The sequence below is a fragment of the Mesorhizobium sp. genome (assembly GCF_004962925.1).
GTDB lineage: Bacteria > Pseudomonadota > Alphaproteobacteria > Rhizobiales > Rhizobiaceae > Mesorhizobium.
In genome coordinates this window covers 1-13,300 of sequence record NZ_SUEO01000175.1, presented here as the reverse complement: position 1 = coordinate 13,300, position 13,300 = coordinate 1, and the positions used below count along the sequence as shown (strand labels likewise).

The following is a 13,300-nucleotide window of genomic DNA, read 5'->3' as shown; positions in this document are numbered from 1 at the left end:
TCGATATCCGGCGTACGGCCATGCAAATCTCTCCATCGCGACAAAGAGCTGACCTTGTGACGGCACACCTCAGCCCAAGCCGTAGCTTCATGGACGACAGCACCGCGCCGCAGCTGCCGCGACAGTCAATCGCGGGCTACAATCCACCGCCACACTCTGCCGTGCCCCTCACCCCAAGCAAATTCCAGTTGGAGTGGACTTGAGGGGCCGCGAACTGTTGTTCGACTTGTCTGCGCACGAGCCGAGCTTGAGAAACCCATCGCGCTCGCGCGCTGGATCGAGCACACTTTCCAGCGGGCGCGCGCTCCACGGGCCATCCGTGATGACTTTGGACCCGTTGTTGGGTTATCCCGAGGAAGGCAGTCTGACGCTTTCGTTTATCCGGGCAAGCAAGGGCGTTGCTTACGCCGTCGGCGATGCGGAAATTCGCGAGGCGATGATCGACCTAGCGCACAAAGCCCGGTCTTTTCTGTGAACCGACAGGGGCGGCATCTCTCGCTGCGGCCCGGAATCTATTCATGGAAGGCACGATCGGATCGACGGACACCCTGGTCTGCATTGTGACCGGACCATGGTTTCAAGGATTTTGCTGCTTGGACCTAATTGTCGACGTGAGTGATGACCTGCACCGGGAGCGAGATATCAACCAGTGACCGGCATTCTGAACAGGTGCGGTTTCGAAGAGCGCATCTCCGCTTACTCACGGACGGGCGGACCAGACGCGGCATCGCTCAACGTTTGCGACGTCGACAATTTCAAACCATCAACGACACTTATGGTCGGTTGCAAGTCGGTCCGGTCCCTACAGGAACGTGATCAGGATGTGCCTGCCGCTTTGCCTATCGATGGCGGACGTCGACGATGTAATGGAGCGTTTCATACGCAGCTTCAAGTCAGCCGCAAGTTGATGCTGGCGCTCAAGTGTCGGCTTCGAGACATCGTAGCTCGCTGGCCAAGCTGCCGTCTGACGAACGCGCTTCTGCCGCTTACTCGGCGGTTCGCTAGAGGAAGGTTTCCGGAATTGGCTTCCAGCCGTCCTTGCCTGGTGTGAATTGCGGGATATGTGCAAGGCTGTGGATCAGTGCCCGGTCCGGCCCAAGCGTTTCTTGCCAATCCCGCGCCTCGGTGAAGATCACACCGATGCCGACCACTTCCGCGCCCGCGTTGCGCACCAACTCTACCGAGCCCTTCAGACTTGAGCCGGACGCCACAACATCGTCGACCACCACGACGCGCTTGCCTGCGAGGAGCGGTATCGCGCGGCGATCGAGAAGCAGGCGCTGCTCGCCCTTCGAGGTGATGGAGGGGATGCGCTGGACGAGCGCGTCGCCCTTCTTGCATGACGAAATTCCCCTGATGTGACTCCCGTGACTGATAAGCAAGTTATGTGCCGGTCCCTGGCGAGCACATCGAACTGAGCCGCGGTTGTCGCTTGGTCCGCCAGGCCGTTGTCAGCCCAAACGCGTCGGGTCAAGCGGCCTTCGGAAGAACGGCACGATAGCAGCCGTAACCTGCCTTTACGAGCAGTCCCTCGCCTCGGCGGCCTAAATCGATCGAAGCCTTCCGCGAGGGCCGGATTGCGAGGTCACCCGCAGCCCGTCGTTCAGGAAACATCCACGACACGGAAGACCTCCCCCGATCCTGAATCCCGCACAAGATCGACGCGCTCGCCATCCCAGTGGTAGTCGAGATGTCGGCCCTGAACGGGTGCCGAAGCACAATCCGGGTAGAAAAGGCCAACGCACTCGCCGTTTGGGTGCCGGATGCTGGGATATACCACACCGTCCGAGCCAGCGTCCTTGAGGCTCTTCGCCAACCCTTGCGATGCCTGGTAGCTGTCCGGAGCAAGGGCCGAATGGCCCTGCCGCTCAGGCCCTCTCAGGTCGTGCAGATCGGCATCAACCGAAAGAACGATCTCCCGGAACTGCGACGTCCAGCCAGCTTCTTCGGCTGTCCGCGCCATGAAGCGCTCGTGGTGATGGATGGTCTCGAACAGCGCCGTCTCGAAGGCATTGCCGACGTAGAGGACGCCAAAAGTGCCGTCGGTGAAGCGGCTCGGCCTGTCGGTGCTCACATGCGTGAAGGGCGCCATCAGGTAGGACGCGCCATTGCCGCCGACCCTTCGCTCGACCGGAACGAGATCGAGATTGCCGATGCTCGCCATGACGCGCGGGTTGGTCTTCTGCTCCGCGGAGATCAGCAGCGGCCAATCGGCCGGATCCGCAATGTCCTCGAATAGATCGATTGGCGGAAAGGCGCTGCGAATGATCCTGACAGCGCCTTTCCACTCAATTCGCGAAACCGGGATCTGTTCTGGCGCCGTCACCAGCCGCCGCGCTCGGCGTCGAGGTAGCGGCGGACCCGCATGATGTCGGTAAGCTCGCCGCCGAGCATCACATCCAAGGCGCTTGCCCCGGCAAAGGCGGAATTACCGGTCCGAATCCACGCATATCCGCGCTGCGGCTCGGTGAAGATGATCCTGAGGGCCTTGTGGATGCCCATCAGGTTGGAGAGGCGCGCACGGCCGTCGCGGGATATCCGCCCCGGCCCTTCAGCCTTCCAGCGGCGGAAGGACCGGACTGGCATGTCGAGCAGGGTCGCCGCCTGATCGTCGGTCAGTTCCCATTTGCCGAAAAGATTCAGCGCGGCGCGAAATATGGCAGCCGCCTCGTCCTGGGTAACAGGATCGGCACGGAATGCCTCAGGGACGGTATTGACGCGTTCAAGTGCTAGCATGCGGCATCTCCCATATGGCAGCAAATACCTCATTATATGCCGTTTGGCAATACGCGAGAAGAGCGGAGCGCTGAAATGGTCGGAGCGCTCTCCGCGAGCGGCACGAAAAGGCGGGTCTGGTTGCGGATGCTAGCAGCCCTGCGCCTTGTACCAGTACAGCGCCGCGTTCGCGCATGCGCGAGTCGCTGATGACGCTAGTTCAATACTGCCCGAGCCGATACGGCAGCGGAGAACACCCAAGCCCACCTGAATCCAGACAGCATTCTCATTGACGACAAACTCGAGGACCCAGGGCGCCGCGACCAGCCACAGGCCGAGCACCAAGCTGACCCATTCCTTCCAATCCGCAAAAGCCGACAGCGCAGCCACCGCCAAAACACCAAGAGCGATGCCGACGATCCAGGCATTCCATGCAGGCATTGGTTCACCCGCAAAGCCGAATACCCAGGGAGAGACAAACAGGCATGCCGCCAAAACCTGCGCCAAATACATTGCTTTTGCCTCGCGTAAATGCCCGGGAACAAATTCGGCCCCTGAATGTTGGGCTTTCCGCATCCCGGCGGCTTATCCGTTCCGCACCTAAAACCAGAGACAGGAAATTCTTCGACGTATACGGTCTTTCTCACTGCAAGCTGAAGCCGTGCTGAGGCAGCAGATGTCGCGTCGATGCGCATGGTTCTCGGCCCATGCCCGGCGGCCACGGGTGACTATGTGATCACTACCATAGGGACGAACATGAAGCGGGCTGGCTCGTCAGGCCTTATCATTCTCTTGCTGGGCACGACCGAGCTCGCCGGCTGCGCGGGCGGCGTGCTCGACCCACAAGGGCCGGTCGGTGCCGGCAATCGGACAATTCTGCTCAACTCGCTGGCGGTCATGTTGGTGATCGTCATCCCGACCATCGTCGCCGCGCTATGGTTTGCATGGTGGTTCCGCGCTTCCAACACCCGCGCCAAATATGATCCAGCTTTCACCTATTCAGGCCGGATAGAACTCATCGTGTGGTCAATTCCCACGCTGACGATCCTCTTTCTCGGGGGTCTAATTTATTACGGATCCCATCAGCTGGACCCTCGCAAGCCTCTATCGTCAACCAATTCGCCGATCGAGGTGCAAGTCGTCGCGCTCGACTGGAAATGGCTGTTCATCTACCCCGACCAGCAAATCGCGAGCGTCAACGAACTGGTCATGCCTGCAGGCACACCGGTGCGGTTCCGCCTGACCTCGGCGAGCGTAATGAACACATTTTTCGTTCCGCAGCTCGGGAGCATGATTTACGCGATGAACGGTATGGAAAGCGAGCTCAACCTCCTGGCCGACAAGCCTGGCGTCCTGTATGGCCAGTCGGCCCACTACAGCGGCGACGGTTTCTCGGACATGAATTTTCGGGTGCGGATCGTGCCGCCCGAAGCGTTCGCCCAATGGACGGCGGGCCTCCGCGGCGGCGGCCAGACCCTGAATGCGGGGGCATACCGCGAACTCGCCCGACAAAGCCAGGACGTGGCGCCGTTTGCGTTCTCGCATGTTCAGCCAGGGCTGTTTGATGCCGTGGTGCGTCAATTTCTACCGCCAGCACCCGGGCCAAACGAAGGCCGCGGCGGCAATCCACGGGTCCACCCCGATCCCTTGGGTCCGGCCACGCCGGCGGACCCGAATGCTATACATGAACGACACGGAGGCGGTTGAACCATGCTGGGAAAGCTCGACTGGTCCGCCATCCCCTTCGATGAGCCGATCCCGCTCATCGCCGCTCTCGTCGTCTTCCTTGCGGCCATCGGCGTGTTGGCCTGGATCACCGTCAAAGGCTTCTGGCCCTACCTGTGGCGCGAGTGGATCACCTCGGTGGACCACAAGCGGATCGGCGTCATGTACGTACTTTTGGCGGGGCTTATGCTGCTGCGCGGCTTCGTCGACGCGATCATGATGCGTACCCAGCAGATCGCCGCCGTGCATGGGCCAGGCTATCTGCCGCCCGACCACTACGACCAGATATTTTCGGCGCATGGCACCATCATGATCTTCTTCGGCGCAATGCCGTTCATGATCGGCCTCATGAATTTCGTGGTGCCGCTGCAACTCGGAGTGCGCGACGTGGCCTTTCCGACGCTCAATTCCGTCAGCTTTTGGCTGACCGCGTCGGGTGCACTGCTTGTCAACATTTCACTGGTGATTGGCGAATTCGCCCGCACCGGGTGGCTGCCCTACGCGCCCCTATCGGAACTCGACTACTCCCCGGGCGTCGGCGTCGATTACTATCTCTGGGCGATCCAGATCTCGGGCGTCGGCACGCTGATGACCGGCGTCAATCTGGTTGCCACGATTCTGAAGATGCGCGCTCCGGGCATGGGCTATCTGCGCATGCCCATGTTCTGCTGGACCTCGCTCGCCGCCAACCTCCTCATCGTCGCAGCGTTTCCCATCCTGACGGCAACGTTGGCGATGCTCACGCTCGACCGTTATCTAGGGTTCCACTTCTTCACGAACGGGGCCGGCGGCAACCCCATGATGTTCATGAACCTCATCTGGGCCTGGGGCCATCCGGAGGTCTATATCCTCGTGCTGCCCGCCTTCGGCATCTTTTCGGAAGTGTTCTCCACCTTCTCGTCAAAGCCGCTGTTCGGTTACCGTTCGATGGTGGCCGCTACGCTCTTCATCTGCATCGTTTCGTTCATGGTGTGGCTGCATCACTTCTTCACCATGGGCGCCGGCGCAGATGTGAATGCCGCCTTCGGCATCGCCACCTCGATCATTGCAGTTGGTACCGGCGTGAAAGTCTACAACTGGCTCTTCACCATGTATGGCGGACGCATTCGCTTCGACACGCCGATGCTTTGGGCCATCGGCTTCATCACCACCTTCACCATCGGCGGCATGACCGGCGTGCTGCTGGCCGTCCCGCCTGCCGATTTCATGCTGCACAACTCTATGTTCCTTGTCGCGCATTTCCACAATGTCATCATCGCAGGGGTTCTGTTCGGGGCTTTCGCAGGCTTCACCTATTGGTTCCCCAAGGCGTTCGGCTTCCGGCTGCATGAGGGCTGGGGCAAGGCGGCGTTCTGGTTCACGCTGCTGGGGTTCATTCTCGTCTTCCTGCCACTGTATATCGTCGGGCTGCAGGGGATGACGCGCCGCCTTCAGCACATCGAAATCGACCCTTGGGTGCCTTGGCTGATCGTTGCGGCCTGCGGTATTCTTGTAATGATCGTTGGTGCGGCCTGTCAGATCACGCAGCTTGTCGTATCGATCAGGCACCGTGATGAGTTGCGCGACGAAACCGGCGATCCATGGGACGGCCGCTCGCTGGAATGGTCGACATCGTCTCCGCCGCCAAGCTTCAATTTTGCCAGACTTCCGCATGTGGGAGGCGAGGAAGCCTACTGGACCATAAAGCAGCGCAGGATCGAAATGCAGGATTCGGGCGAGGAACCGGCCTATGAGCCGATCGAGATGCCGAAGAACAGTCCTACCGGATTCGTGGCTGCCTTCTTTGCGACCCTCGTCGGATTCGCGCTCATATGGCACATCTGGTGGCTAGCCATCATCGGTCTTGTCGGCGCCTACGCCACCTTCGTGGTCTTTGCCTGGCGTGACGTTGCCGACTACGAGGTCTCCGCCGAAGAGCTCGAGCGCATTGAACGCGCCGGTCGGGCTGCGTGGTTCAAGCACCGGGAGGAACTCGCATGAGCGCGGTCTCGGGAGCGCTGCCAGGCGCCATTTCGCCTGGCAGGCCAGATCCACATCGGCTCGGCCACGGCTCAGGCCATGGTCACGGTGCGACGGGGCACGGCGAAGGTGGACCGGCCTCGAAATTCGTGACCGTCGCCTATGGCTTCTGGATTTTCCTGCTGTCCGACATCATCATGTTCTCGGCCTTCTTCGCGGCCTACGCCGTGCTGGCGAAGGAGATTGCCGGAGGCCCGGCCGGCCGCGATCTGTTCGAACTCCCCAGGGTCGCGATCCAGACCGGGCTGCTTCTCACCTCCAGCTTCACTTGCGGTCTGGGGAGTCTTGCCAGTCACCGGCGCGATATGGTCTGGACACAGATCTGGCTACTCGTGACCGGGATCCTGGGCGCCGCATTTCTGATCCTCGAGGTGCAGGAATTCGCTGGAATGATCGAGGAAGGTGCCGGCCCTTCGCGCAGCGCCTTCCTTTCTGCCTTCTTTGCGCTGGTGGGATGCCATGGCCTGCACGTGGGAATGGGCCTGCTCTGGCTGGGCACGATGATCGCGCAGCTTTGGGTGAAGGGTTTTCGCGCCGACATCTTACGTCGCCTTCAGTGTTTCAACCTGTTCTGGCATGCGCTGGACATCATCTGGATCGCGATCTTCACTCTCGTGTATCTTCTGGGAGCTAGCCCATGAGCGATCGCGACCACCGCCCCGAAGAATTTTCCGATCTTGACGATTCCGCGCCTGGCGAAGAGCGCATCAACGAGCAGGAGCTGGCCGGCGGCCTGTTGGGCTATGCATTGGGATTTGGCCTGGCCATCCTGCTGACTCTCGCCTCTTTCGTTGCGGCGCAGAGCGGTGTCATCTACCAGCCGGCGATCATTTCCGCGCTCGTTGTGCTCGCCATTGCGCAGATGGGCGTGCACCTCGTCTTCTTCATTCATCTCACCACAGGCCCGGACAACACGAACAACGTCCTGGCGCTGGCCTTCGGCGTATTCATCGTCGTGCTTGTCGTGCTCGGTTCCGTCTGGATCATGACGCACCTCAATCACAATATGATGCCGATGAACGGAATCCAAATGCAGTAGTACAGCAGACGAGAACTGAGCTAGCTGCGTTCTCCAGCGACAGATGGCCGTCTGTGCGCCTGGCTATCTCCAAAGGTTCGGGGCGCCGCATATCCTCGCGAATCTGTGGCTCATCGAATGCTGAGCAACCGGAAGCATGAACGGTTTCAAATCTATCTATTTCTTCTCAAACCTATTCCGCAGCCAATGCCGTGATCTCGCGACGGAAGGGCAGTGCGTCGCCAATATCGGCTTCATCCAGTTCGCGAGCAAAGCGGTGCCCCGCATAAGTTGCCCACGCGATCGGCCCCGGCGCCTCGGCATCGCCGATGACCTTGATCGAGCGAATGCCGTTATCGGCCCATTCGTCCCTCCGCGCCTTTAAGTCCTGCCAGACGCCATCGTCCTGTTGGCGCGACGTCACCAGCACCACAGCGTCTGCAGTGATGTCGCGTCGGTTGCCAGTATATGCACAGGCGGTGGCAACACCTCCCGACACAATGCGCGTCACGATCCGGTTCAACACGATCTCGACGCCGAGCTCAGCCAGCCGGCGATGGATGGCACCCTGCTCCAGCGTGTTGCGGGTCCAGTCGGATACATAGGCGGATGGCGTCACCAGCGTCACCTTCGCGCCCTGGCGCGCCATCAGCTCGGCCAGAACGCCACCCATGTAGTAGTGGTCGTCGTCGAACAGCACGACATTGCCCGTTGGCACATTGCCACCCATCAGGTCGTCCGGCGTGTAGATCGGCACAGCCGGATCGATCGGCATCGGCACGACATGCGCACGCGCCACCCCGTCGCGGCGCCATGTCGAGCCGGTGGCGATGGCAATGTTCTGGAAGCCAAAGGCCAGTATGTCCTCGGCGGATAGTCGACTCTCGAAATAGATGTCGACATTCGACATCTGGCTGAGCTGATACTGGCGATAGTCGCGCACACGGCCCCATGCGGAAAGACCAGGCAAGCGGCACTCGCGCGCGACGCGGCCGCCGAGTTCGGTGCCGGCTTCGGCAACGGCCACCTGATAGCCGCGCAGGCCGAGTGCGCGCGCGGCCTCCAGCCCGGCAGGACCGGCGCCGACGATCAGCACGCTCTCGCTGTCGCCCTTTGCCTGCATGTGTTCCGGATGCCAGCCTTTGCGCCACTCCTCCATGAAAGTCGGGTTCTGCGTGCAGCGCGAGATCGACATGGTCATGTCGCCGGTAATGCAGATGTTGCAGCCGATGCATTCGCGAATATCCTCGATCCGCCCCTCTTCCACCTTCTTCGGCAGGAAAGGATCGGCAATCGATGGCCGCGCACAGCCGATGAAATCAAGCGTGCCTGACTTGATCATCTTCACCATCACATCCGGCGACGTAAATCGCCCGACGCCGACGACCGGCTTCGAAGTCAGCTTTTTGATACCTGATACCAGGCTCTCGTGCGCGGCCTCCTCCTTGAATCGCGAAGGCCCGGAGCAGTCCTCCCAGGCGCCATGGGCCAGATCCCAGAGGTCGGGCAGGTCGGCATGCATCTCGATCATGTCGCGCACTTCGGAATTGGCGAAACCAAGCTCGCCGATCATCTCGTCCAGCGACAGCCGCAGCGTCAGGCCGCAGGTGTCGCCGATGGCATCCCTGCCCTCTTCGATCAGCTCACGCATCAGCCGCGAGCGGTTTTCCAGCGAGCCGCCATATTCGTCGCTGCGCTGGTTGGTGGCGGTAGACAGGAAGTGCTGGATGATGCCGAAGCCATGTGCGCCGTAGAGACAGACCAGATCGAAGCCCGCCTGCCTGGCACGCTTGAAGGCATTGCGGTGCCAGCGGCGCAGGTCGCGGATATCTTGCTTGTCCATGGCGCGCGCCTGAACCGGATCGTTGGTGAAGGTCCGGATGGGCAAAGCCGACGGTCCGCGCGGGACTTCCTTGGTATAGAGGTTCGGGCCATTAATGCCTGAATAGGCCAGCTGGATACCGGCCAGCGCGCCATGCTGATGCATGGCCTTGGCCATCTTGGCCAGTGCTGGGATATCGGCGTCGTCCCACAGCCTGAGCTCGATGAAGGGCGTGATCTCCGAGGTATGGTGCATCTCGGTCTGCTCGGTGAAGATAACGCCCCAGCCGCCTTCCGACTTGATGCGGCGCATCTCGGCGGCGGCCGAAGGATCGCGATAGCCGCCGCCATTGCAATGCGGAACCTGATAGAAGCGGTTCTTGGCGGTCACTGGACCGATCTTCATGGGCTCGAACAGAATGTCGTAGCGTGGATCGCGCATGGAACTTTCCTCGAGCCGTGGCGCAAGCCGGTCTGCCAAGCGCCATTGGGTTGATGCCGAGAGACTACTCATAAGTTGAGGCAGGCGCCGGAAAACTACAGATTTCTTCCGTGCCGATTAGGACCCGCCTAATCGGCCCGCCTGAATTAGCATCCGGTGAATCCCGGCTGAGCCAAATGCGACTTCAAGGCCGTGGCCACGCGATGCTAGATAGCTCGCACGGGCAACGAGATTTAGACGCATGGACAGTATCCGGATCCTTGAAAAGCTGATCGCATTCCCGACGGTGAGCCGTGACTCGAATCTCGACCTCATTGGTTATGTGGTAGACCTGCTGGACGCGCATGGCATTGCTTGGCAGATCATTCAAAGCGAGGATGGCCGTAAAGCCAACCTCTTTGCCACCATCGGACCGGCTGGCGCTTCCGGCATCATGCTGTCCGGCCACACCGACGTGGTTCCCATCGACGGCCAGAACTGGAAGCTGCCGCCCTTCGAGATGAGCGAGCGCGACGGGAGACTTTACGGACGCGGGGCGGCCGACATGAAGGGCTTCGTCGCCTGCGCGCTCGCTGCATGTGTCACGGCGTCGAAAATGACACTGCAGACCCCGTTGCACCTGGCACTCTCCTACGACGAGGAGATCGGTTGCATCGGTGTGCGCAGCCTGATCGACATGCTGCGAGGAGCCCCGCAACGGCCGTTGCTATGCATCGTCGGCGAGCCGACCGGCATGAAGGTGGCGACGGGTCACAAGGGCAAGCTTGCCGCACGCGCCATTTGCAAGGGACGCGAAGGCCATTCGGCGCTGGCTCCACTGGCGCTCAACGCCATCCATCTCGGCTGCGACTTCGTCGCCGCCTTGCGCCGGGAGCAGGACCGGCTGGCGCGCGATGGCGCCCGCGACGGTGACTATGACATTCCCTACACAACCGTCCACGTCGGCAAGATGAACGCCGGCGTGGCGCTGAACATCGTACCGAACCTCTGTCAGATCGACTTCGAGATCCGCAATATCGCAGCCGACAACCCTCAGGAGATCCTCGACGGTCTGCGCGCCGAGGCCGCGCGCATTGCCGTCGAAGCTTCGGCCATCGCGCCCGAGGCGGCGATCGACATCGACATCACCAACACCTATCCCGGCCTCGATACGCCGCTCAGTTCGCAAGCTGTCGCTTTCGTCAAATCGCTGACCGGCGCCAACGACACCATCAAGGTTGCCTTCGGCACGGAAGGTGGCCTGTTCAGCAGCGATCTCGGCACGCCGACGGTCGTATGCGGACCGGGGTCGATGGCGCAAGGGCACAAGCCGGACGAATTCGTCAGCGTCGAGCAGATGCGCCGCTGCGACAACATGCTGGACGAATTACTGCGGCGGCTTGCCGACGACCGGCTTCGAGCTTAGCAACAGAGCAGTTCGGATTTGATTGGGTGGCTGATCTAGCCGATCGACTGGTGTTCCACCGCCCGCCCGGCGCCGAACACGCCTTGCTCCACCACAAAATGCCTGCAGTGTTCGATGAACGCTTGGACGGTTTGCGTGCGATGTTCGGAGTTGGGCAAGGCGACGCCCATGGTCAGAGGTCGCAGGTCACCATCCAGCGGCACAAAGACGAGTGGCTTGCCGTCCGGCGCCAGGGTGTTGAGTGGCCGCATATTGGCGATGCCATAGCCGAAGCCATTGGCGACCATGGTGCGCATAACCGCAATGTCGCCTGTGCGCTCGGCGATGTTCGGTCGGATTCCGCGCTGGTGGAACGCCGACAGGAAATATTCGCGACTGAAAGGCAGGTCGAGCAACACCATCGGCTCGTCGGCCAATTCTTCCGTCGTGATCGACGCCTTTCCCGCAAAGCGATGCCCCGCCGGCAGCATGACATAGGCCGGCACCAGGATCAGCGGCTCGAAGGTCATGTCCTGCGACAGTTCGAGATCGTATGTCAGAGCAAGGTCAATTTCGCCGCGCTGCAGCATCTCGAGCAACTGCCCTTGATTGCGCTCGAACTGCCGCACGCGCACATCAGGATAGGCGCGCTCGAACTTCATGCGCAGAGCCGGCAGGACGATCTGCGCGAACGTCAGCAAGCATCCTACTGCCAGCGGGCCGCGCACCTTTTCCGCAATGTCGCCAGCGACGTCATGCAAGGCGTCGGCGTCGTTGAGCAAGCGGGCGGCTTCCTTCAGGAAGACGCGACCGCCGGCGGTGAGCGAGAGGCCGTGCGAATGCTTGCGGACAAAAAGCTGGACGCCGAACTCAGTTTCCAGCTGTGCGATGGAGGCCGAAATCGATGGCGGTGACACGTTGACCTGTTCGGCCGCTTTGGCAATGGAGCCAGCCTCGCCAACGGCGACGAAATATTCCAACTGTCTGAGCGTAAAGCGTAGCGGCATGGCCAGCTATGTTGCCGGTTTAGGGGCTTCGATCAAGCCTTTGCCATCCATCAGTATTTGATCCACGTCGTCTTGAGCGCAGTGTACTTGTCGAGCGCATGCAGCGACAGGTCGCGGCCGAAGCCGGATTGCTTGAAGCCACCGAATGGGGTCATCGGGCTCAGCGCGTCGACGGTGTTGACGGAAACCGTGCCGGCATGGAGCCGACCGGCGATGCGGTGTGCGCGCGACAGGCTGTCGGTCCACAGCGATGCGGCCAGCCCGTATGGACTGTCATTGGCCATACGGATCGCCTCCGCCTCGTCATCGAAGGCGATGACAGAGAGCACCGGCCCGAATATCTCGTCCCTGGCAATCGGATCGGTATGCGCGACATCGTCGAAGATGGTGGGCTGGACAAAGCTGCCGCGTCCGTTGACCGTGACCAGATCGCCGCCCGCAACCAAGCGCGAAGTTTTCTTGCCGGCCTCGACAAACCGCATGACGTTGGCCGCGTGACGGGCATCGACCATCGCGCCCATTTTCGAAGCCGGATCGAGTGGATCGCCAGGCTGCGTGGCCGCCGCACGCTGCACTAGCCTTTCCACGAGAGCATCCTTGATGCCGCGTTGGACGAGCAAACGTGAATTGGCGGAACAGACTTCGCCCTGGTTGAAGAAGATGCCAAAGGCCGCCATATCGGCCGCTGCATCGAGATCGCTGCAATCGGCAAAGACAAGGTTGGGGCTCTTGCCGCCGGTTTCCGGCCAGACCTGCTTCATATTCGACTGACCGGAATACTGCAGGAACATCTTGCCCACGGCAGTCGAACCGGTGAAGGCAAGGCAATCCACATCCATATGGCGGCCAAGCGCCTGGCCGGCGGTTTCGCCAAGGCCGGGCACCACATTGAGCACGCCGGCCGGCAGGCCTGCTTCCATCGCGAGTTCCGCCAGCCGCAGGGCCGACAAGGGCGACTGCTCGGCCGGTTTCAGCACCACCGAATTTCCCGCCGCCAGCGCCGGCGCGCACTTCCAGGTCGCCATGTCGAGCGGGAAATTCCACGGCACCACCGCGCCGATCACGCCAAGCGGCTCGCGCCGCACCAACACCAGATCGCCTTCGCCGGTTGGCGCCACTTCGTCATAAATCTTGTCGATGGCTTCGCCATACCATTGGAAGATCGCTGC

12 protein-coding genes and 1 pseudogene are annotated in these 13,300 nt (G+C 61.3%); 6 read left to right on the top strand and 7 right to left on the bottom strand.

The genetic code is table 11. The features are described 5' to 3' along the window. The first annotated feature begins 322 nt into the window (after positions 1-322). Entirely contained in the window at positions 323-475 is a 153-nt protein-coding gene (locus E5W87_RS26705) for a hypothetical protein (RefSeq protein WP_292404492.1), read from the top strand. Between the two features lie 526 nt (positions 476-1,001). On the opposite strand, the gene E5W87_RS26700 is transcribed toward E5W87_RS26705, so the two are convergent. The 4 genes and pseudogenes from E5W87_RS26700 to E5W87_RS26685 form a co-directional block, all read right to left on the bottom strand. Continuing rightward, entirely contained in the window at positions 1,002-1,382 is a 381-nt protein-coding gene (locus E5W87_RS26700) for a phosphoribosyltransferase family protein (protein WP_292404490.1), read from the bottom strand. A 221-nt stretch (positions 1,383-1,603) separates the two neighbouring features. Further along, positions 1,604-2,326 carry an RES family NAD+ phosphorylase gene (locus E5W87_RS26695; protein ID WP_292404488.1) on the bottom strand — a complete coding sequence of 241 codons (723 nt, stop codon included), beginning with the start codon at positions 2,324-2,326 and terminating at the stop codon, positions 1,604-1,606. After that, positions 2,323-2,736, bottom strand: a complete 414-nt coding sequence (locus E5W87_RS26690) for an MbcA/ParS/Xre antitoxin family protein (protein WP_292404486.1) — start codon at positions 2,734-2,736, stop codon at positions 2,323-2,325. Before E5W87_RS26690 ends, E5W87_RS26695 begins: the two co-directional genes overlap by 4 nt. Positions 2,737-2,930: 194 nt before the next feature. Then, positions 2,931-3,228, bottom strand: a pseudogene (locus E5W87_RS26685) (SPW repeat protein). Positions 3,229-3,402: 174 nt separating this feature from the next. Here E5W87_RS26685 and cyoA point away from each other — a divergent pair. Genes cyoA through cyoD form a run of 4 tightly spaced genes read left to right on the top strand, consistent with a single transcriptional unit; the run spans position 3,403 to position 7,498 of the window. Next, positions 3,403-4,422 carry a ubiquinol oxidase subunit II gene (cyoA, locus tag E5W87_RS26680; RefSeq protein ID WP_292404484.1) on the top strand — a complete coding sequence of 340 codons (1,020 nt, stop codon included), beginning with the start codon at positions 3,403-3,405 and terminating at the stop codon, positions 4,420-4,422. 3 nt (positions 4,423-4,425) lie between these two features. Beyond that, on the top strand, positions 4,426-6,420 hold the full coding sequence (gene cyoB, locus E5W87_RS26675; protein WP_292404482.1) for a cytochrome o ubiquinol oxidase subunit I: 1,995 nt from the start codon (positions 4,426-4,428) through the stop codon (positions 6,418-6,420). Further along, positions 6,417-7,100 carry a cytochrome o ubiquinol oxidase subunit III gene (cyoC, locus tag E5W87_RS26670; protein ID WP_292404480.1) on the top strand — a complete coding sequence of 228 codons (684 nt, stop codon included), beginning with the start codon at positions 6,417-6,419 and terminating at the stop codon, positions 7,098-7,100. Before cyoB ends, cyoC begins: the two co-directional genes overlap by 4 nt. Beyond that, a complete protein-coding gene (gene cyoD, locus E5W87_RS26665) occupies positions 7,097-7,498 on the top strand; it encodes a cytochrome o ubiquinol oxidase subunit IV (RefSeq protein WP_292404478.1) in 402 nt (133 codons plus the stop codon). The genes cyoC and cyoD overlap by 4 nt, the downstream gene beginning before the upstream one ends. Positions 7,499-7,670: 172 nt before the next feature. Here cyoD and E5W87_RS26660 read toward each other — a convergent pair whose 3' ends face one another. Beyond that, positions 7,671-9,740, bottom strand: a complete 2,070-nt coding sequence (locus E5W87_RS26660) for an NAD(P)-binding protein (protein ID WP_292404476.1) — start codon at positions 9,738-9,740, stop codon at positions 7,671-7,673. A 241-nt stretch (positions 9,741-9,981) separates the two neighbouring features. Between E5W87_RS26660 and argE the strand changes: the two genes are divergently transcribed. Next, complete coding sequence (gene argE, locus E5W87_RS26655) at positions 9,982-11,145, top strand: acetylornithine deacetylase (RefSeq protein ID WP_292404474.1); 1,164 nt, start codon at positions 9,982-9,984, stop codon at positions 11,143-11,145. A 35-nt stretch (positions 11,146-11,180) separates the two neighbouring features. Here the strand turns inward: argE and E5W87_RS26650 are convergent, their stop codons facing one another. Together E5W87_RS26650 and E5W87_RS26645 are read right to left on the bottom strand one after the other, a co-directional pair. Beyond that, positions 11,181-12,131 carry a LysR family transcriptional regulator gene (locus tag E5W87_RS26650; protein WP_292404472.1) on the bottom strand — a complete coding sequence of 317 codons (951 nt, stop codon included), beginning with the start codon at positions 12,129-12,131 and terminating at the stop codon, positions 11,181-11,183. A gap of 50 nt (positions 12,132-12,181) precedes the next feature. Beyond that, a partial coding sequence (locus E5W87_RS26645) for an aldehyde dehydrogenase family protein (protein WP_292404470.1) occupies positions 12,182-13,300 on the bottom strand: 1,119 nt, incomplete at its 5' end.

Coding starts and splice junctions, on each gene's coding strand:
- cyoB (WP_292404482.1), top strand. CDS start 4,426: ATGCTGGGAAAGCTCGACTGGTCCGCCATCCCCTTCGATGAGCCGATC.
- E5W87_RS26705 (WP_292404492.1), top strand. CDS start 323: ATGACTTTGGACCCGTTGTTGGGTTATCCCGAGGAAGGCAGTCTGACG.
- E5W87_RS26660 (WP_292404476.1), bottom strand. CDS start 9,740: ATGCGCGATCCACGCTACGACATTCTGTTCGAGCCCATGAAGATCGGT.
- argE (WP_292404474.1), top strand. CDS start 9,982: ATGGACAGTATCCGGATCCTTGAAAAGCTGATCGCATTCCCGACGGTG.
- cyoD (WP_292404478.1), top strand. CDS start 7,097: ATGAGCGATCGCGACCACCGCCCCGAAGAATTTTCCGATCTTGACGAT.
- cyoA (WP_292404484.1), top strand. CDS start 3,403: ATGCGCATGGTTCTCGGCCCATGCCCGGCGGCCACGGGTGACTATGTG.
- E5W87_RS26650 (WP_292404472.1), bottom strand. CDS start 12,131: ATGCCGCTACGCTTTACGCTCAGACAGTTGGAATATTTCGTCGCCGTT.
- E5W87_RS26690 (WP_292404486.1), bottom strand. CDS start 2,736: ATGCTAGCACTTGAACGCGTCAATACCGTCCCTGAGGCATTCCGTGCC.
- cyoC (WP_292404480.1), top strand. CDS start 6,417: ATGAGCGCGGTCTCGGGAGCGCTGCCAGGCGCCATTTCGCCTGGCAGG.